This is a genomic window from Streptomyces sp. BV286 (genome assembly GCF_019090165.1).
Lineage (GTDB): Bacteria > Actinomycetota > Actinomycetes > Streptomycetales > Streptomycetaceae > Streptomyces.
Genome location: NZ_JAHRIB010000048.1, coordinates 100,488 through 120,005, shown reverse-complemented (window position 1 = coordinate 120,005; position 19,518 = coordinate 100,488). Strand labels below are relative to the sequence as shown.

The window sequence follows — 19,518 nt, the reverse complement described above, 5'->3', positions numbered from 1 at the left end:
GATGGCCACCGAGGGGGAGAATCCGCAGGCGACGGCGCCACCGGCCGGACCCGCCCGGCGGTCCGCGAGGCGGGCCGTCGCCGGCCGGCTGTCCTGGGGACTCGCCGACCAGGCGGCCTCCAGCATGTCCAACTTCGCGGTGGGAATCTACGTGGCCCGCTCGCTCGGGCTGACCGCGTTCGGCGTGTTCAGCCTGGCCTGGGTGACCTACGGCGTGGTGCTCAACGTCTCCCGCGGACTGGCCACCGATCCGCTCATGGTGCGCTTCAGCGGTGTGCCGGACGCGTCCTGGCGCACCGCGGTGGTCCGGTCGTCGGGTACCGCGCTCGGCGTCGGTACCGCTCTCGGCGCGGCCTGTCTGGTGGTCGGGCTCGCCGTCGGCGGCCGGTTGGGGCCGGCGTTCGCCTGCCTCGGCGTCGTACTGCCGGGGCTGCTGCTCCAGGACGCGTGGCGGTTCGCCTTCTTCGCCGCCGGCACCGGGCGGAAGGCGTTCGTCAACGACCTCGTGTGGTGCGTCGCGCTCGTCCCGGCCATGCTCGTGGCGGCCAGCGTGGGCAGCGTCTCCGCGTTCGTGCTCGCGTGGGGCGGATCCGCCGCGGTGGCCGCGGTGTACGGCGGCTTCCAGTCCCGCATCCGGCCCCGGCCGACCGGCGCGCGCGAGTGGCTTCGCGAGCACCGCGACCTCGGCTACCGGTACCTGGTCGAGAACGTCAGCAACAGCGGCGCGAGCCAGCTGCGCGCGTACGGGCTCGGCGCGATCGTCGGCCTCGGCGCGGTGGGTGTGGTCCGCGGCGCCGAGCTCATGCTCGGCCCGTTCATGGCTGTGCTGATGGGGCTGTCACTGGTCACCGTCGCGGAGGCGGCACGGGTGCTCCGGCGGGCCCCGCACCGCCTCGGCCCGTTCTGCCTCGTCCTGGGCGGCGGGCAGGCCGTCGCCGCGCTGCTCTGGGGCGGGGCGCTGCTGCTGGTGCCGGACAGCGGCGGCGAGTTCCTGCTGGGCAACGTCTGGAGCTCCGCCTCCGAGCTCATCGTGCCGGTCACGCTCGGCGTCGCGGGGGCCGGCCTCGGCACCGGCGCGGCGGCCGGACTGCGCGCGCTGGGCGCGGCCCGGCGCAGCCTGCGCAGCCAGCTGATCGCCTCCACCTTCTACGTCACCGGCGGACTCGGCGGCGCGGCCGTGGCCGGCACGGCCGGCTCGGCCTGGGGCGTCGCCGCCGCGACCGTCTGCAGCTCGGCCGCGTGGTGGCTGCAGTTGCGCGCCGCCCTGCGCGAGCGCCACCACCAACCCATCCCCGAAGTGAGGACGTCATGACCGCCCATCCCCGGTTGAGCATCGGCCTGCCCGTCTACAACGGCGAGGAGTACCTGGCCGAGTCGCTCGACGCCCTGCTCGGCCAGACCTACGAGGACTTCGAGCTGGTCATCTCCGACAACGCCTCGACCGATGCGACCGAGGACATCTGCCGCAAGTACGCGGCGCAGGACCCGCGCATCCGGTACATCCGGCTTCCCCGGAACGTCGGCGCCGCGCCGAACCACAACTACGTGTTCACCCAGTGCCGCGGCGAGCTGTTCAAGTGGGCCTCGCACGACGACCTGTACGCCCGGGACCTGCTGCGGCGCTGCGTCGAGGCGCTGGACGAGCGCCCGGAGGTGATCCTCGCGCACGCCGACCAGGCGGTCATCGACCACGAGGGCAAGGTGAAGGTCCCGTACGAGTACACGCTCGCCACCGACTCGCCGCGCGCGCCCGAGCGCTTCCGCAGCATGCTGTTCGAGCCCGGCGGCGACGACTTCTACGGCGTGATGCGGGCCGACGTGCTGCGCCGGGTGAAGCCGCACGACAGCTATCACCACGCGGACCGCACGTTCGTCGCCGAGATCGGGCTGCACGGCCCCTTCCACCAGGTGCCGGAACTGCTGTACTTCCGCCGCGACCATCCCACGCGCGCCGAGCGGGCGAACCCGGGCAAGCGCGCCCGGTGCGTCAACCTCGACCCTCGCCGGGCGGGCCCGCTGCACCCGACGCCCCGGCTGCTCGCCGAGTACGTCGGGGGGTTCGTCTCGGCGATCCGGAGGGCGCCGTTGTCCTCGGCCGACCGGCGCGCCTGCTACCGCCACCTGGCCGCGTGGATGACCAGCCGGGTCCGGCCGGGCGCCGGCGAGCGGGTCGAGGACCGTGCCCCGGTCGACCCTGCCCTGCTCACCGTCTCCGTCGACGCCCTGGTCGCCGGCCGTGAGGGGAGGCGGGCATGACGTCCGCGGACGAAACCCCCGTGCGCGTCGGGGTGTTCGGCCTGCTCGGCTCCGGCAACCTCGGCAACGACGGGTCCCTGGAGGCCGTACTCGGATACCTGCGCGCCGAGCACCCGGAGGCGGTCGTGGACGCGCTGTGCGGCGGGCCCGAGGTCGTCGCGGCCCGGTACCGGATACCCGCGACGCGGCTGCACTGGTACCGCGGGGAGTACCGGACCGCGTCACGTGTCGGCGCGATCGCGGGAAAGGGTCTGGGCAAACTCGTCGACGTCTTCCGCACCGCTGCCTGGGTGCGCCGGCACGACGTGGTGATCGTGCCAGGCATGGGCGTCCTGGAGGCCACGCTGCCGCTGCGGCCGTGGGGCTTCCCGTACTCACTGTTCCTGCTCTGCGCGAGTGGCCGACTCTCCGGCACCCGGGTCGCGCTGGTCGGCGTCGGCGCCGCCGCGATCACCGACCGGCCGACCCGGACCCTGGTGCGCTGGGCGGCGCGGCTGGCCGCCTACCGGTCGTACCGGGACGCCCTGTCCCGCGACGCGATGCGGGCGATGGGCGTGGACACCGCTCGCGACGAGGTGTACCCGGACCTCGCCTTCGCCCTGCCGACACCGCGGGCGAGCGAGCCCGCGCGTCCACCGGGATACGTCTGCGTCGGCGTCATGGACTTCCACGGGGGCAACGACGACCGCGCCCGGGCCGAGGAGATCCACCGGCGCTACCTCGACGGGACGACCCGGTTCGTCCGCGCGCTGGTCGAGGACGGCAGGCCGGTCCGGCTGCTCACCGGTGACGCGTGCGATGCGCCGGTGGTCGCCGCGATCCTCGACGCCGTGGACTCGCCGCTGGTCACCGCCGCCGAGGCGACCTCGCTGGCCGACCTGATGAAGGAGACGGTGGCCGCCGACACGGTGGTGGCGACCCGATACCACAACCTGGTCTGCGCGCTGAAGGCCGGCACGCCGACGCTCGCGCTCAGCTACGCGGCGAAGAGCGACGCCCTCATGGCGCAGATGGGTCTCGACGCCTACTGCCACCCCGCTCGTGAGGTCGACGCCGACCGGCTGCTCGAACAGTTCCGAGCGCTGGAGAAGAACTCGACGGAACTGCGGCAGACCCTCACCGAGCGGAACCTGGCCGCCGCCCGGCGCCTGGAGCACCAGTTCACCGCCCTGACCACGACCCTGTTCCCGGCGACCGCGACCACGACCACAATCGCGGACACGAACACGACCGACGGCACCCACGCCCAGCGGGAGACCTCTTGAAAGCCACCCACGTCCCGGAGATCACCGGCGCGTACCTCTTCGAGCCGACGCCGTACGCCGACGAGCGCGGCTTCTTCTGCCGCACCTTCGACGCCGACGTGGTGCGCTCGGTGGGCCTCGACCCGGACGCCTTCATACAAGACAGCCTGTCCCGCTCGGTCCGAGGCGTGCTGCGCGGCCTGCACCTGCGCTCCGGAGCCGGCGAGGCCAAGCTGGTGCGGTGCTCGTACGGGAAGATCTTCGACGTCGTCGTGGACCTGCGAACGGACTCGCCCACCTACCGCAACCGGGCCTTCTTCGAACTGTCGGACGAGACACAGACGACCCTCTACATCCCGGCGGGATGCGCGCACGGCTTCCAGGCGCTCACCGAGACCGCCGACACCTCGTACCGGATCGACCGCCCGCACGATCCGGCCGAGGACGTGACAATCGCCTTCGACGACCCGGAACTCGCCATTCCCTGGCCCCTGCCGGTCTCGTCGATGTCCCAGCGGGACCGGCAGGCTCCGGGCCTCGCCGAAGTCCTGAAGCAGAAGGAGAGCTGAGTCGGCGTGGGCACCCAGGACACGGTGGACAACGAAGAGTTGCGACTGCCCCACTCGCGAACGGCGAACGAGCGGCTGCACGCCCTGATCCCCGGAGGCGCGCACACCTACGCCAAGGGCGACGACCAGTACCCCGAGAACCTTGCTCCGGTCATCAGCCACGGCCGCGGCGCCCATGTGTGGGACATCGACGGCAACCGCTACATCGAGTACGGCTCCGGCCTGCGGTCGGTCAGCCTCGGTCACGCCCACCCGCGCGTGACCGAGGCCGTGCGACGGGAACTCGACCGTGGCAGCAACTTCGTCCGGCCGTCCATCGTCGAGGTCGAGGCCGCGGAACGCTTCCTGGCCACGGTACCGACCGCCGAGATGGTGAAGTTCGCGAAGAACGGCTCCGACGCCACCACCGCCGCGGTACGCCTCGCCCGCGCCGCCACCGGGCGCCCGCGGGTGGCCCTGTGCGCCGACCATCCGTTCTTCTCCACCGACGACTGGTTCATCGGCACCACGCCGATGTCCGCGGGCGTTCCGGCGGCGACCAACGAGCTGACCGTGGCGTTCCCTTACGGGGATCTGGCCGCCACCGAGCACCTGCTCACCCGGTACGAGGGCGAGGTCGCCTGTCTGATCCTGGAACCCGCCACCCACACCGAGCCGCCGCCCGGATACCTCGAGGGCCTGCGTGAACTGGCCGACCGGCACGGCTGCGTCCTGGTCTTCGACGAGATGATCACCGGCCTCCGCTGGTCCGAGGCAGGCGCCCAGGGCCTGTACGGCGTCGTCCCCGACCTCTCCACGTTCGGCAAGGCGCTGGGCAACGGGTTCGCCGTCTCCGCGCTGGCCGGGCGCCGCGAGCTGATGGAGCTGGGCGGACTGCGTCACTCCGGCGAACGCGTCTTCCTGCTGTCCACCACGCACGGGGCGGAAACGCACTCTCTCGCCGCCGCGATGGCCGTGCAGACCACCTACGTCGAGGAGGACGTCACCGCGCGGCTGCACGCCCTCGGCGAGCGGCTGGCCGCCGGTGTCCGCGACGCGGCGGACAGCATGGGTGTCGGCGACCACGTCGTCGTCAAGGGCCGGGCCAGCAACCTGGTCTTCGCCACCCTCGACGAGCACGGACAGCCGTCGCAGGAGTACCGCACCCTGTTCCTGCGCCGGCTCCTCGCGGGCGGGGTGCTGGCCCCGTCGTTCGTGGTGAGCAGCGCGCTCGACGACGCCGACATCGAGCACACCGTCGACGTGGTGGCCCAGGCGTGTGCGGTGTACCGGAAGGCGCTGGACACCGGTGACCCCACCCCCTGGCTGGGCGGACGACCGGTGAAGCCCGTGTTCCGCCGCCAGGCGTGACAGGACGTCAGCGGCGCTCCCGCCGACCGGCGTCGGCCGTCCGGTCGAGCAGCCGGTCGGCGGTCCGGTCGACCAGCCACGCGGTCGCAGGCACCACCGCCAGAGCGGTGCACCAGCCGCCGAGGGTGTCGGTCGGGTAGTGCGCGCCCAGAGCGACCTGCGCCCAGCCCATGGCGGCGCCGGCCACCAGCGCCGCGGTCAGCACGAGTGAGGTTCCGGCCGCCCTGCCGAGGCCGAGCCGGCCGGTCGCGACCAGCGCCACCGCGAGGGTCATCGCGGCGAGGAAGGCGGTGTGCCCGCTCGGGTAGGACAGGCTCCCGTCGTGGATGGTGCGTCCCACCAGGGACTTGAGGAGCGTCGTCGTCCCCACGGTCAGTGCGGGCCCGGCGACGACGAGCACCGCTGCGCGAGGACGCCGCAGCAGCAGGCAGCCCGCCACGGCGGCCACGCCCAGCAGCGCCGCGCCGAGGGGCTCCCCCAGGAAGTCGATGGCCAGGGCGACGCGCCGCCACGGCGGTCCGACGCCCTCCACCGCCGCCCAGATCCGCGCGTCCAGCGTGCCGGGCTTGCTCTCGTCGGCATACAGGGCCCCGAGTACGACGACCGCGAGGGCGCCGAGGGCCGCGACCAGTCCGAGCCACGCACGCAGCGACGGGGGCACAGCCGCGGGCTCCGAGCGGCCTGTCGGACGGTCACCGCGTCCGTTCGACGGGCGGTGATCCGCCGCGAGCGGTGAAGCGTGTTCCGGTTCGTGGCTTCCTGGGACGAGGTGGGCGTGCGGCCCTTCGTCCGACCGGTGGGCAACCATGAATCAGCGGTCTCCTGTTTCCCCTGTTCCAGGCACTCGTGAAGACTGCCCGGCCTGCGTTCGGTGACCTCGCCGACCACCCCGGCACAGCGGCACTCGTCCGGCGCGGACCCCCTGCCCTCAGCCGTCCTGCTCGCGCCGACGCCTCTCCCGCTCCCCCGGGTCGGCATCCAGTTCCTCAGCGTACGCCGGATACGCGGAAGGCCCGGGACACGACCTGATCACCACCGCAGGCGAGGCTGCCGCACCGTCCCGCCCCGCACGCGCCCTGCTGAATGGTCCGGCCGTCCGCCGGGCGGTGCCCGGCGGACGGAGGGGCGAGGGGCCAGGGGTTAGCGGCTCGTGCCCGCCATCTCCGGCATCGGCGCGTCGAGGGCGTCGAGGCCGCGCAGGATGTCCTCCACCCGTTGCTTGGCGTCGCCGAACAGCATCTGGGTGTTCTCCCGGAAGAACAGCGGGTTCTGTACGCCCGCGTACCCGGTGGCCATGGAGCGTTTGAAGACCACGACCTGGGCCGCCTCCCACACGTGCAGGACCGGCATCCCGGCGATGGGACTGGCCGGGTCCTCGGCGGCGGACGGGTTGACGGTGTCGTTGGCGCCGATGACCAGGACGACGGAGGTGGCGGCGAAGTCGTCGTTGATCTCGTCCATCTCCAGTGCGATGTCGTACGGCACGTGGGCCTCGGCCAGCAGCACGTTCATGTGACCGGGCAGCCTGCCGGCGACCGGGTGGATACCGAAGCGCACGTCGACGCCGCGCTCGCGCAGCTTGCGCGCCAACTCCGCGACGGGGTACTGCGCCTGGGCCACCGCCATGCCGTATCCCGGAGTGATGATCACCGAGGAGGCGTCCCGCAGGAGTTCGGCGGTGTCCTCCGCGCTGATCTCCTGGTGCTCTCCTTGCTCAGCGTCGTCACTCACGGCCGTCGTCTCGCCGCCGAAGCCGCCCGCGATCACCGAGAGGAAGGAGCGGTTCATCGCCTTGCACATGATGTACGACAGGTAGGCGCCGGAGGAGCCGACCAGTGCGCCGGTGACGATCAGCAGGTTGTTGGCGAGGAGGAAGCCGGAGGCGGCCGCGGCCCAGCCGGAGTAGCTGTTGAGCATCGAGACGACCACTGGCATGTCGCCGCCGCCGATGGAGGCGACCAGATGTGCGCCGAGGGCGAGTGCCACCACGGTGACCGCGATGAGCAGTCCCATGTGAGGGCGTGCGACGAACGCCACGGTGAGTGCGGCGAACGCGGCGAGCGCGCCCAGATTGAGGGCATGTCTGCCGGGGAGCATGAGCGGGCGGGACTTGATCCGCGCCGACAGCTTCAGGTAGGCGACGACGGAACCGGTGAAGGTGACGGCGCCGATGAAGACGCCGATGAACACCTCGGCGTGGTGGATGCGCAGCAGTGAGCCGGTGATCTCCTGCCCGGCGTGGCCCCCGGCCTCGGTGTCGAGGTAGCCGTTCCAGCCGACGAAGGCCGCGGCGAGGCCGACGAGGCTGTGCATGATGGCGATCAGTTCCGGCATGCCGGTCATCTCGACGACCCGGGCACGCCACAGTCCGATGCCCGCGCCGACGGCCGTCGCGACGGCGATCAGCACCAGGCCGGGGGTGCTGATGCTCCGCGAGGCGAGACCGACGGTGGCGGCCAGGGCGATGACCATGCCCGCGATGCCCCAGACGACCCCCGATCGGGAGGTCCGGTGCTGGGAGAGTCCGGCGAGGCTGAGGATGAACAACAGCGCGGCGACGACGTATGCGGCCTCTGCGGCCGTGGCGGTGGTCATCCCTGATCAGCCTCTCGAGAACATGCCGAGCATGCGGCGGGTGACGGCGAATCCGCCGAAGACGTTGATGCTCGCCAGCAGGATCGCGGCGAACGACAGCACGGTCACCACGGTGTTTCCGTGCCCGATCTGCAGCAGCGCGCCGACCACGACGATCCCGGAGATCGCGTTGGTGACCGACATCAGCGGGGTGTGCAGCGCGTGGTGCACATGGCCGATGACGTAGAAGCCGATGACGATCGCCAGGACGAACACCGTGAAGTGGGCGATCAGTTGAGGTGGCGAGAAAGCGGTCATCAGGAAGAACGCGAGGGCTCCGGCGCCGACGAGGGCGTACCCGGACCGCGCGGAGCGGGCGGGCTTCACCGTGGCCCCGGGGGCTCTGGCTTCCGGGCCCTGGGCAGGGGCGAGGGTGGGCGCGGCGGACACCTGCACGGGTGGCGGTGGCCAGGTCTTCTCGCCGTCGCGGACGACGGTCATCGACCGCTGCACCACGTCGTCGAAGTCCAGGACGAGCCGCCCGTCCTTGCCGGGGGTGAGCAGTTTCATCAGGTGGACGAGGTTGGTGCCGTACAGCTGTGACGCCTGGGCCGGGAGCCTGCCGGGCAGGTCGGTGTAGCCGATGATCGTCACGTCGTTGTCGGTGACGACCGCCCTCCCCGCGACCGTCCCCTCGACGTTGCCGCCCTGTGCCGCGGCCATGTCGACGATGACGCTGCCGGGCTTCATCCGGGCGACGTCCTCGGCGGTGATGAGTCTTGGCGCCGGTCTGCCCGGGACGAGCGCGGTGGTGATGACGATGTCGACGTCGGCGGCCTGGTCGGCGTACAGCCGCGCGGCGAGCCTGTTGTAGTCGTCCGAGGTGGCCTTGGCGTATCCGTCGCCGCTGACTTCCCGTCCGGCCTGGTCGGGCCGTACCTCCAGGAACTCCCCGCCCAGCGAACGCACCTGCTCGGCGACCTCGGGCCGCGGGTCGGTGGCGCGGACCACGGCGCCGAGGCTGCGGGCCGCGCCGATCGCGGCGAGTCCGGCCACCCCGGCACCGGCCACGAGCACCTTGGCCGGCGGCACCTTGCCGGCGGCGGTCACCTGGCCGGTGAAGAACCGGCCGAAGGCGTGCGCCGCCTCGACCACGGCGCGGTATCCGGCGATGTTCGCCATCGAGCTGAGGACGTCCAGGGACTGGGCGCGCGAGATGCGCGGGACGGCGTCCATGGCGAGCACGGTGATCGGCCGCCGGGCCAACTCCTCGACCAGTTCGGGGTTCAGCGCGGGGGCGATGAGTGCGATCAGCGTCGCTCCGTCGCGCAGCCGTCCGATCTCCTCACTCGAAGGACTGTTGACCTTCAGTACGATCTCGGCCGGCCACGGGTCGCCGAGGCGGGCGCCCGCCTGCTCGTAGGCCGCGTCGGAGAAGCGGGACGACTCCCCCGCCCCCGGTTCCACGACCACGTCGTAGCCGAGCGCGACCAGTCGGCCCACGGTGGCCGGGGTCGCCGCCACCCTGGTCTCGCCCGCGGTGGACTCGGCGGGTACCCCGATCCGCTGGGCTCCCTGTTCCGGTTCCCGTTCCGATGGGACCATCGTCTTCCTCTCTGATCGAGTTCGCCTCCGTCGGATGTCTGCCCCCCGTCAGCCATCCGGAAGCCGGGGTTGATCCGCCCGTGCAAGAAGCCGAGCCGGCAGTCCGCGACGGAGGCCGGGTCGCCCACCGGACCGCACCGCACCGGTGGGAGCCAACGTGCGGCTCCCACCCCGGGCGGTTTCAGGCAGCGCCGCCGCTGCGGCGGCTCCGGAACCACCACGCACCGCCGCCGAGCAGCAGGACGGCCGCGCCGACGCCGAGGGGCACGGCGATGGACATGCCGTCGTCCCCGTCCGAGCTGTCCGCCGCGGACTCGGCCGCCGGGGTCGACGTCCCGGTGGCCGGCTCGCCCGAGGCGGTGTCGGACGACGGGGCGGCCGTCGTCGGCTGCTCCGTCGGGCTGGGGCTCACGAGTTTCGCACCCGGAGCGGCGGGCTTCAGCTTCAGCAGGGGCGCGGGGTGCCCGTGACCGTGGCCGTCCCCCTCCTCCTCGCCGTCGTCCAGTTCGATCCAGCGGTCCGTGTGGCCGTCGGCGTAGCTCTGCAGCGTCTTGAAGGCCAGTTCCTTGACCTCGGGCAACTGCCGCACGGTGACGACGTAGTCGGCGTCCTCACCGACAGCGAGCTTGGTTCCGGAGACCGTGTAGCCACGGCTGGTGGGCGTGAGTTTCCAGCCCTTGGGGCCCTCCTTGTAGGTGATGTCCTCCGGGGTGATGCCCTTGGGCAGGATCACCTCCAGCTTGGTGATGCCTGCCGAGTCCGACTCCGACGCGGCGGAGAAGGTGAGCGTCGCGTTCTGGTCGAGGGCGCGGGCGCCCTCGGCCTCGACCTCCGCGTGGGCGGCGGCCGGTCCCGCTGTGACGACCGCTGCCGCGACGGCTACCGCGGTGAGGGCGCCGAGACGGCGCAGACTGCGTGCCAACGTCGGGTGATGCACTGGGGTGACTCCTCAAAGCCGAAGGGGTGTGCAGGGAGGCTGTGTTCACGTGCGGGAAAGGGTCCGGATCCGCCCTGGGATGCTGCCGCGCAGATCGATTGCGGCGGCAGCACCCCAGGTGAGTCAGGCGGCTATGGCCGCCGGCCGGGGGCCGTCGGCGTCGTCCGCCAGGGACGCGATCAACGACATACGGGCGCGGGCCACCCGTGAGCGCACCGTGCCGACGGGGCAGTCACTGACGACAGCCGCCTCCGCGTAGGGCAGGCCCACCATCTGCGTGAGGACGAACGCCTCCCGGCGGTCGTCCGGGAGCATGTCCAGCAGCTGGGCGAGGGCGATGCCCTCGTCGAAGCCCGGCAGGCCGACCTGCTGGGTGCGTTCCGCGGCCGACTCCCAGTCGTCCGTGCTCGAGACGCGAGGGCGGGAGGCGCTGTGGCGGATGCTGTCGATCACCGCCCGGCGGGCGATGGACAGCAGCCAGGTACGCGCCGAGGAACGGCCTTCGAACCGGTGCAGGCTGCCCAGGGCACGCAGGAACGTGTCCTGGGTCAGGTCGTCGGCGCTCTGCGGGTCGGCGCCGAGGAACGTCACATAGCGGCGGACGTCTCGGTGCAGGGATCGGACGAAGAGATCGACGGCGTCGCGGTCGCCGCTGCGGGCCGCCAGCGCCCAGGCCGTGATCGACTCGTCGCGCGAGACCTCTCTCAGATCTTCGCGCGCCGAGGGCAGGGTAGAAGTGATCACCGGGAGTGTCTCCTTCTCGGAAATCCAGGGAACCGGTGTCCAGGCCGCCTCGCGCGGAGCAACGGGCAGCAAGGGAACCGGGGAAGCAGGAAACGGCCGTGCGCCGAAGGGGCGCGGCCGATGCCCGAGGCTGGAGCCGACGGCTTGTTCGCCGCCGGGGACGGCCTCGGGAAGCCGGCTGTCGTCAGGCGACAGCGGTCCCTGCGGGTGGTCCCCGAGAAGTGATCGCATGTGTGAGAAGGAGCTGCCGCAGTGCGTGGTGTGAACGGTCCCGCCGGACGCGAAGGCGTGGACGGTGCGGCGGCGCGGGCAGCCGGAGGATCAGCCGCAGCGGCGCCACGAGCCAGCCGGTGAACGCCCGCAGGATGCGGAACGCGGCGCGCTCGCCGCGGGCGAGCCACAGACCGCAGAGCAGCGCGGCCAGCAGGTGGGCGACGAGCATGCCGGTCGAGGAGACGCCGCCCATGCCGTGGTCCATGGCCTGCGCGGTTTCCATGTGATCCATCGATCCCATGGCGTGCATGGCACCCGTGGAATGGTCCATGGAGTCCATGGACGCCGGCATGGTGCTGTGCCGCCCGCCCGGCCCCGTGGGCGAACCGCACGTCAGGTAGCCCAGCCACTGCTGGACGAGGGACCGGTCTCCGGACGGCTGGGGGTGCGCGACGGCCTGGGCGAACGAGAACGACGCGTGGAGTACGGCCTGGGCCACGACCGTGACGGAGGCGACCCCGACAGGGCCGCGCTCGCGGCCGGCCAGTCGCCAGGCCACGCCGCCGGTCACCGACACCGCCGCCGCGATGGCCCACCAGGGCACCGCGCTCCCCGACATCATGACGTGCCCCAGGGCAGCGAGCAGCACGCTGAGGGCCGCGAACACAGCGGCCCTGAGCGAGCGAGAACACCACCCAGCAGTCATGGCGGCCTCATCCTCGCAGTACCGATCTCATGTGTCATGGGAGGGTACGCAAACGCCCCCGGTTCCCGACTCAGCCCTGACGTAGTGATCCACGTCACAGCAACTCGTGGGAACTCGGGGAGGGTTCCGAGCGACACCTGTCCAAGACCCGGGAAAGCCGCCCGGGGTTGAGGAGGGGCGCCGGTGTCGGCGGAGCAGCGTGACGTCCGGACCGCGGCCGGAAGCCGACCGGCGCGTGGGACCGGAGCCATGACCGCGCTGCTGACATGCGCCATGGCCTTCTCGATGATGCAGTTGTTCCTGCTCGGCGCCCTCGGCCCGCGACTCGTGGACGACCTGGAGGTGTCGCCGACCGTGCTGGGCCTGACCACGACGGTCGGCTTCGGCGCGGCGGCCGTGCTGTCACCGGCCGGCGGACGCGTGGTGGACCGGTTCGGCCCGCGCCGCTGCCTCATCGCGCTGCTGCTCGTGTCGGCGTCGGCACTCGCACTGATCGGGACGGCGTCCGGGGCCGGGTTCCTGCTGGCGGCGGTCGCACTGGGCGGGCTGCCACAGGCGCTGGCGAACCCCGCCACGAACAAGACGATCCTGGCCTCCGTCCCCGCCGAGCGTCGTGGCCCGGTGACCGGGGCGAAGCAGTCGGGCGTGCAGCTGGGCGCGTTCGCCGCCGGATTGCCGCTGGCCGTGCTGGCCGGCGAGGTCGGCTGGCGGGGCGCGGTGTGGGCGGCCGCGGCGACGGCCCTGGTGGCCGCGGTCTGGGCGGCCCGGATCCTGCCCGCCGATCCGCCCCCGAAGTACGTACCCGCCTCCTGGATGCCCCGGGGCACGATCGCCTGGCTGGCGGTCTACTCGCTGCTGCTGGGCTCCGGCATCGCCTCCGTGAACACCTACCTCGCCCTCTACGGCGTGCGGCGGCTCGAGCTCGGCCCGACCGCGGCCGCCGCTCTGGTGGCGGTGCTGGGCGTCGCCGGGATCGCCGGGCGGCTGGGCTGGTCCAGGGTCGCGGGACGGCCCGGCCTGGCCGTGTGGCTGCCGGGCGGCCTCGCGGCCGGGGCCGTGGGCTCGGCGCTGCTGCTCACGGCCTCCGCGTACGCGCACCCGCTGGCCTGGGTCGCCGCGGTGCTCGTGGGCGTCTTCGCGGTCGCGGCGAACGCGGTCTCGATGGTGCTGGTGATGCAGCGTGCGGCGCCCGGCCGGGCCGGACAGGACTCGGCGCTGGCCTCGGCCGGCTTCTTCGCCGGGTTCGCGATCGGTCCACCGCTGTTCGGGCTGTTGGCTGCTGCCGGTCAGTACGGGGCGGGATGGCTGCTGGTCGCGGGAGAGTTCCTGGCCGCGTGCGGGGTGGCCCTCCTCTGGGCGGTGCGCGAGCGACGACCGGTCGTACCGGGATGAGCACGCCACGTGCGGCGACGGACCCCAGGTCTGCCGTACCCGACTGGGCCGGGCCGGCGCTGGAGTCCGTCCTCGACCGGGTGGCCGTCACCCGGGCCGAAGCCGGCGACCGTTTCCCCCTGTTCGCGGAGCCCGGCAGCGGCAGGTGGACGACGACCGGGCGAGGCTCGTGGACGGGCGGCTTCTGGGCAGGACTGTTGTGGCTCCGCGCCCGGCACACCCGGCAGGAGGCCGATCGCGAGGCTGCCCTGCGGTGCACGGGCCGGCTCGCCGACTGGGTGGACACCGACACGGCCGCGCGCGGACAGCTCTCGCCGACGCGCCTGAGGCCGTCTCTCTGCGGGTGCGGGCCGCCGAGGCCTGCCGGGACGCGTACGACTGGGAACTCGGGGTGGTTCCCTGGGGCTCGGCGTTCGGTGGGCCCCGTCTTCTGGCGCGCGTGGACGGGGTTCCGGGCATGGTGCCGCTGCTGGCCTCGGCGGACCCCCAAGCGGCCGAGTCCCATCTGCGCCGGCACCTCGAACTCTGCGCGGGCGAGGCCCCCTTCCCCTTCCACTGGTCCTGGCGGTTCGAGCGGTCCGTGGGCTGGGTTCCCTGCGACGATCCGCCGCCCGGCTGGAGCCGGGGCCGCGCCTGGCTGCTCCTGGCCGTCGCCGACGCCCCGCACCATCTCGACACCGACGCGTTCCGACCCGTCGTGAGCAGCCTGCTCCAGGAGCCTGTGGTGCCTCCGGCGGACGAGGCACACCCCGACGGTCCTCTCGACACCTCCGCCACCGCCATCACCGCGGTGGCCCTGCTCAAGCTCGGGCACCGCGCCCACGCCGTCGCCCTGCTCGACGCACTGGTCCGCACCCATGTCACACCGGACGGCCGCCTCGTGAACGGCTGCTACGACCTCGCCTCCGGAACAGCGACACACCACGAGCTGATCTGGGGCGACTTCTTCCTCGCGTACGCACTCGCCGCGCTCACGGGCCTCGTCGACCCGCACGACGCCTGAGCGCTCCGCCGGCAGTGCCGCCATGTGCCGCCGCTCGCCGGCGCCGCATTCGACCAGAATCGGCCACCCCGCCCGAACAGTGCATGGGCTCGACCGCTACCCCAACGTCCCTCCGCTCGTGGGTAGTTGGCTGGGCCGGCGCCCGGCCCCGGGCGCCGAGATGTTGCAGCTAGGTGGTGCGCAGGACCCGGTGCGCGACCGACGTGATGTGGAGTTCGTCCGGGCCGTCGAGAATGCGGGCGGCCCTGCCGGTGCGGAACAGGGCGGGCAGCACGGTGTCCGGGCCGAGACCCGCTGCTCCATGGACCTGGATCGCCGCGTCGGCCACCTGCTGGAGGGTGCGGGCGGCCGCCACCTTGGCCAGTCCGACCTCCACATGTGCGTCGAGCCCCGCGTCGAGACGGGCAACGGCTTCGTACACGAGCGGGCGGGTTGTCCGCAGGGCGAGCAGTGACTCGAAGACGTGCTGCTGGACGAGCTGCAGTTCGCCGAGCGGGCCCCGGGAGCGGGTGCGGGTCATGGCCCGCTCGCGCATCAGGTCGAAGGCGCGGCGTGCCTGACCCAACCAGCGCAGGCAGCGCAGGGTTCGGCCGAGTTGGAGCCGTTCTCCCGCGATGTCGAGAGCCTTGCCGCGCTCGCCGATCAGGTGGTCCCCGGCGACCAGAACCTCGTCAAGGGCGATCTCACACTGGCCACCGACCCCGAACACAGGCAGTTCGCGCACCATGCGGAAGCCGGGTGCCGAGGTGGGCACCAGGAAGAGCGACAGCCCTTCGCGGTCCGGCGGTTCGCCGTCGGTGCGGGCGAGGACCGTGACGAGGTCGGCTTCGGCCGCCCCGCTGGTGAACCACTTGCGCCCGTTCACCCGCCAGCCGCCGCCTTCGGCCGACACCGCACGTGTGCCGGTCAGGAAGGGGTCGGTGCCCGGTGTCTCGGGCTCGGTCATCGCGTAGCAGGCCCGTATGTCTCCTGCGACCAGGCGCTCGGCGTACCGCTCGCGGACGTCCGGGGAGCCGTGCCGCCAGAGCAGCAGCGCGTCGAGCAGGGGCGCCGATCCGAGGGCGGCCGGCCCGTGGTCGCTGGCTCCCTCGGCCTCGGCGACATGGGCGTACGCCCTCAGGGGCAGCCCCTGCCCTCCGAGCTCGACGGGAAGCGGCAACGCCCACAGGCCCTCGGCTCTCGCGGCCTTCTGCAACGCGCGCAGGACGGCTGCCGCCTCCGGTCCGCCGGCGTCCAGCAGCGACTCACGGGGCACCACCCGGTCGCGCACGAACGCCGCGACGCTGTCCCGCAACTCCCGTGTTTCCACTGGGCACTTGGGTGCCCCGGTGGTCTCCTCCATGCGGATCTTTCCTCACTTTCCCCAAGGGCACGGGAACCCCGGCCGTCGACCGTCCGACTCCTTCTTCCGTGGAACAGGTCGGGGGCGAGGGCCCCCGGGTTCCCGTGCGTCAGGAAAGGAGAGGCATGGCGACTCCAGCCACGCCGGCGATCACTCGGACGGGCAGCCCTCTCGACGGACTCCGGCTGAAGAGCTCCGGCCCACCGGGTCCGGCGGACGGACTCGTCGCGGAGCATCTGCGGCTGCTCGGCGCCCAGGGCGAGGAGAGCGGTGGCAGCACGTTCACCGTGACCGGCCACGGCCTCGGCGAGGTCACCGCCCGCACCACCTGGGGCGGAGCCACGACCGACGAGGCCACCGCTCAGGCGACGACGGGCATCATGGCGGTGCACGGTCGGCGCGACGGCTCCCCGCGCGGCCTCGCCGTCGACTACGCCGCCACCGCCACCGGAGTGCTCGCCGTGCAGGGCCTGCTGGCCAACCTCCTGGCCTCGGCCCGCGGGGGCGGATTCAGCGAACAGGTGGAGGTGAGCGCCGAGCGCGCCGGTCTGCTCGCGATATCGCAGTACCTGGCCGCCTCCGGGGCCGAGGAGGCCGAGGCCGCCGAACTCGCGCCGGGCGGACCGCCCTTCACCTGCGCCGACGGGACCGTGTTCGAGCTGGAGACACTCGATCCGGGCGTATGGGCGGCGTTCTGGCGCGCCCTCGACGCTCCCGAGGAGGCGATACGTCAGGGGTGGCGGCCCTTCCAGTTCCGTTACGCCACCGCGTGTGCCGCGTTTCCGCAGTCACTGCACGAGACGGTGCGGGCGAGTTCCTGGCAGCGGGTCCGGCACGCCGCCGGGAGCTCCGGCGCCGACGTGTGCCCGCTGCGGTCACTGGTCGAACGGGCCGCCGAGTACGACGGCGCGCCACCCTGGGAACTGACCTCGCACCACGCCGGTCACCTCCCGGGTGGAGCGAGTGACGGTCTGCCGCTGGCCGGGTTCACCGTCCTGGAGGCGGGCCGCCGCATTCAGGCCCCCCTCTGCGCGCATCTTCTCGGCCTGCTGGGCGCGGAGGTCGTCCGGATCGAGCCACCGGGCGGCGACCCGTTGCGCGGTATGCCGCCCGCCTGCTCGGGTGTCTCGGCGCGATGGCTCGCGCTGAACCGGGGCAAGAAGGCCGTCGAGGTGGACATCAAGTCCCCGGCCGACCGGGAGCGTCTGCGGGAGATGGCCGCGGGCGCCGACGTGTTCCTGCACAACTGGGCGCCCGGCAAGGCCGCACAACTCGGCCTCGACCACGAGCACCTGGCCGCCGCACACCCCGCGCTCGTCTACGCGTACACCAGCGGCTGGGCCGGGCGGCTGCCGGACGCTCCCATGGGCACCGACTTCATGGTGCAGGCCCGTACCGGAGTGGGCGAGGCCGCACGGCCCGCCGACGAACCTCCCGCGCCGTCCCTGATGACACTGCTGGACGTGCTCGGCGGGCTGCTCGGCGCCGAGGGGATCCTGGCGGGGCTGCTGCTGCGTGAGCGCACCGGCCGCGGGGTGCGCGTCGACTCGTCCCTGCTCGGCGCCGCCGACGTGCTCACGGCACCCGCCCGTGCCCGGGCCGCGCAAGGGCTCGACCCGCGCCGGCCGGCCGGGTTCCGCCGCCCGCTGCCCACCGCCGACGGCTGGATCGCCCTTCCCGATCATGGCGCGATCCCGTACGACGTGCGCGAACTGTCCACCGGTCAGGCTCTGGAGCGGCTGCGCGGGCGTGGTCTCTTCGCCGTCCCGGTCGTCACCGACCTCGCCGCTCTCCTCTCCGCCGGCTCGATCAGCCGCGACGACCACGGCGCACCCGCCGTCCCGACCCCCTGGAGCTTCGCATGACCGTGGCCCTGCACGACCTGCTGCCCACAGAGCTGCGCCGTGCCTGGGCGGTCGACGGAACCTGTCCCGACCTCGACCTCTACAGCCTCTACCGGTCCCGTCAGATCGCCGATCCGCACCACACCGCGGTCCTCGACGCCAAGGGGAAGCTCTGTTACACCGCGCTGGACCGCAAGGTGCGATGTCTGGCCGCCGGGCTGTCCGGGCTCGGCATACGCGCCGGTGACGTCGTCGGCATACAACTGCCCAACGGGCGCAACGCGGTCATCGCCGACCTAGCCCTGGCCGCGCTGGGCGCTGTCGCGCTGCCCTTCCCGGTCGGCCGCGGCCACCACGAGGCGGCCTCGCTCCTGCGCCGGGCGGAGGCAGTCGCCGTCATCGCCGCCACCGAGCACCGTGGCAACCGGCACGCCGCCGGCCTGCTCGCCCTGACCGGTGAACTGCCCTGCCTGCGTACGGTGATCAGTGCCGGTCCGGGTGCCGCCCCCGGCGGCACGGTCGCGCTCTCCTCACTGCTGCGCACCGACCCCACGTCCTTCAGCCCGGCCCGCGCCGACCCCGACTCAGCCGCCCGCATCCTGGTCTCGTCCGGCTCCGAGGCCGAGCCGAAGATGGTGGCGTACTCCCACAACGCGCTGGCCGGAGGCCGCGGCAACTTCCTCGCCTCCCTCATACCCGACGGGCAGCCGCCACGCTGCCTGTTCCTCGTCCCCCTGGCCTCGGCGTTCGGCAGCAACGGCACCGCCGTCACCCTTTCCCGGCACGGCGGAACGCTCGTCCTGCTGGACCACTTCACTCCCGAGGCGGCCTTTGCCTCGCTCGCCGCGCACGAGCCCACGCACGTCCTGGGCGTGCCGACCATGATCCGGATGATGCTGGACCACATCTCCGAGGGCCATCTCCCGGCGTTCGCTCCCCCGACGGCTGTGATCGTCGGCGGCTCGCCGCTCGACGAGGCCACGGCCGAGGAGGCTCGCCGGGTCTTCGGCTGCCCGGTCGTGAACCTCTACGGCTCGGCGGACGGCGTCAACTGCCACACCGGCCTGGGCGACGAACCCCTGCGCGGGGAAGGACCGGGCGTCCTCGCGGGACATCCCGACCCGCGCGTCGCCGACATCCGCATCGCCGTTCCCGGCACCCGCGAGCTGCGGGAGGCGCCGCAGGGCTCCGTCGGCGAGATCGTCGCCCGCGGTCCCATGACACCGCTGTGCTACGTCGCCGATCCCGACCTCGACGCCCGCTACCGCACCGCCGACGGCTGGGTACGCACCGGCGACCTCGGCCTCATCGAGGGCGACGGCACCCTGCGGATCGTCGGCCGCCTCAAGGACGTCGTCATCCGGGGCGGGGCCAACATCAGCCCGGCCGAGGTGGAGATGGAGCTCGCCGTCCACCCGCTCGTCCGGGACGTGGTCTGTGTCGGGGTGCCGGACGCGCTGATGGGCGAGCGGCTGGCAGCCTGCGTGGTGCCGCGCGGCGCGGCACCCACTGTGCAGGAGCTGTCCAGGCATCTGGACGAGCGTGGTCTCGAGCGGCGCAAGCATCCCGAACGTCTGCTGGTCGTCGCGGAGTTGCCGTTGACGCCCGCGGGCAAGCCGGACCGGGCGCTGCTGCGGGAGCGCTGCTCGGCATCCGCTCCGGAGCCTACGGCGCAGGCAGTCTGACCCGTACGGGTGCGGGGCCGCCGGACGTCTCCCGGCGGCCCCGCACCCGTGTCG

General features: G+C 72.8%; 16 protein-coding genes. 9 read left to right on the top strand and 7 right to left on the bottom strand.

What is annotated here, in order from left to right; translation table 11 throughout:
• Window position 1 precedes the first annotated feature (1 nt).
• From KUF83_RS07055 to KUF83_RS07035, 5 genes are read left to right on the top strand one after another with little or no spacing between them, the layout of a single operon-like run.
• Entirely contained in the window at window positions 2-1,312 is a 1,311-nt protein-coding gene (locus KUF83_RS07055) for a hypothetical protein (RefSeq protein ID WP_217453693.1), read from the top strand.
• Window positions 1,309-2,256 (top strand): glycosyltransferase family 2 protein, encoded by a 948-nt coding sequence (locus KUF83_RS07050; protein WP_217453692.1) that lies wholly within the window; start codon window positions 1,309-1,311, stop codon window positions 2,254-2,256. Before KUF83_RS07055 ends, KUF83_RS07050 begins: the two co-directional genes overlap by 4 nt.
• The gene (locus KUF83_RS07045; protein ID WP_217453691.1) at window positions 2,253-3,521 is read left to right on the top strand and encodes a polysaccharide pyruvyl transferase family protein; all 1,269 of its coding nucleotides are present in this window, start codon (window positions 2,253-2,255) and stop codon (window positions 3,519-3,521) included. Before KUF83_RS07050 ends, KUF83_RS07045 begins: the two co-directional genes overlap by 4 nt.
• Window positions 3,518-4,069, top strand: coding sequence for a dTDP-4-dehydrorhamnose 3,5-epimerase (gene rfbC / locus KUF83_RS07040; protein WP_217453690.1), 552 nt, complete (start codon window positions 3,518-3,520; stop codon window positions 4,067-4,069). The genes KUF83_RS07045 and rfbC overlap by 4 nt, the downstream gene beginning before the upstream one ends.
• Window positions 4,070-4,093: 24 nt before the next feature.
• Window positions 4,094-5,419 (top strand): glutamate-1-semialdehyde 2,1-aminomutase, encoded by a 1,326-nt coding sequence (locus KUF83_RS07035; RefSeq protein WP_217453710.1) that lies wholly within the window; start codon window positions 4,094-4,096, stop codon window positions 5,417-5,419.
• 7 nt (window positions 5,420-5,426) lie between these two features.
• On the opposite strand, the gene KUF83_RS07030 is transcribed toward KUF83_RS07035, so the two are convergent.
• The 6 genes from KUF83_RS07030 to KUF83_RS07005 all read right to left on the bottom strand — a co-directional run bounded on the left by KUF83_RS07030 (window position 5,427) and on the right by KUF83_RS07005 (window position 12,198).
• The gene (locus tag KUF83_RS07030) at window positions 5,427-6,080 is read right to left on the bottom strand and encodes a phosphatase PAP2 family protein (RefSeq protein WP_308402932.1); all 654 of its coding nucleotides are present in this window, start codon (window positions 6,078-6,080) and stop codon (window positions 5,427-5,429) included.
• A gap of 479 nt (window positions 6,081-6,559) precedes the next feature.
• Window positions 6,560-8,014, bottom strand: a complete 1,455-nt coding sequence (gene pntB, locus KUF83_RS07025; RefSeq protein ID WP_217453688.1) for a Re/Si-specific NAD(P)(+) transhydrogenase subunit beta — start codon at window positions 8,012-8,014, stop codon at window positions 6,560-6,562.
• 6 nt (window positions 8,015-8,020) lie between these two features.
• Window positions 8,021-9,598 (bottom strand): Re/Si-specific NAD(P)(+) transhydrogenase subunit alpha, encoded by a 1,578-nt coding sequence (locus tag KUF83_RS07020; RefSeq protein ID WP_217453687.1) that lies wholly within the window; start codon window positions 9,596-9,598, stop codon window positions 8,021-8,023.
• A gap of 181 nt (window positions 9,599-9,779) precedes the next feature.
• Window positions 9,780-10,535, bottom strand: a complete 756-nt coding sequence (locus KUF83_RS07015; protein WP_217453686.1) for a DUF1775 domain-containing protein — start codon at window positions 10,533-10,535, stop codon at window positions 9,780-9,782.
• 123 nt (window positions 10,536-10,658) lie between these two features.
• A complete protein-coding gene (locus KUF83_RS07010) occupies window positions 10,659-11,279 on the bottom strand; it encodes a sigma-70 family RNA polymerase sigma factor (RefSeq protein ID WP_269250591.1) in 621 nt (206 codons plus the stop codon).
• Between the two features lie 184 nt (window positions 11,280-11,463).
• Window positions 11,464-12,198, bottom strand: coding sequence for a hypothetical protein (locus tag KUF83_RS07005; RefSeq protein WP_217453684.1), 735 nt, complete (start codon window positions 12,196-12,198; stop codon window positions 11,464-11,466).
• 249 nt (window positions 12,199-12,447) lie between these two features.
• On the opposite strand from KUF83_RS07005, the gene KUF83_RS07000 reads away from it, so the two are divergent.
• Window positions 12,448-13,590 (top strand): MFS transporter, encoded by a 1,143-nt coding sequence (locus KUF83_RS07000; protein ID WP_254643468.1) that lies wholly within the window; start codon window positions 12,448-12,450, stop codon window positions 13,588-13,590.
• Between the two features lie 343 nt (window positions 13,591-13,933).
• On the top strand, window positions 13,934-14,593 hold the full coding sequence (locus KUF83_RS06995; protein ID WP_308402931.1) for a hypothetical protein: 660 nt from the start codon (window positions 13,934-13,936) through the stop codon (window positions 14,591-14,593).
• Window positions 14,594-14,762: 169 nt separating this feature from the next.
• Here the strand turns inward: KUF83_RS06995 and KUF83_RS06990 are convergent, their stop codons facing one another.
• Window positions 14,763-15,935 carry an acyl-CoA dehydrogenase family protein gene (locus tag KUF83_RS06990; protein ID WP_217453683.1) on the bottom strand — a complete coding sequence of 391 codons (1,173 nt, stop codon included), beginning with the start codon at window positions 15,933-15,935 and terminating at the stop codon, window positions 14,763-14,765.
• 125 nt (window positions 15,936-16,060) lie between these two features.
• Between KUF83_RS06990 and KUF83_RS06985 the strand changes: the two genes are divergently transcribed.
• Both KUF83_RS06985 and KUF83_RS06980 read left to right on the top strand, forming a co-directional pair.
• Window positions 16,061-17,800, top strand: a complete 1,740-nt coding sequence (locus KUF83_RS06985) for a CoA transferase (protein ID WP_217453682.1) — start codon at window positions 16,061-16,063, stop codon at window positions 17,798-17,800.
• Window positions 17,797-19,464, top strand: coding sequence for a class I adenylate-forming enzyme family protein (locus tag KUF83_RS06980; RefSeq protein WP_217453681.1), 1,668 nt, complete (start codon window positions 17,797-17,799; stop codon window positions 19,462-19,464). The genes KUF83_RS06985 and KUF83_RS06980 overlap by 4 nt, the downstream gene beginning before the upstream one ends.
• The last annotated feature ends 54 nt before the right edge of the window (window positions 19,465-19,518 follow it).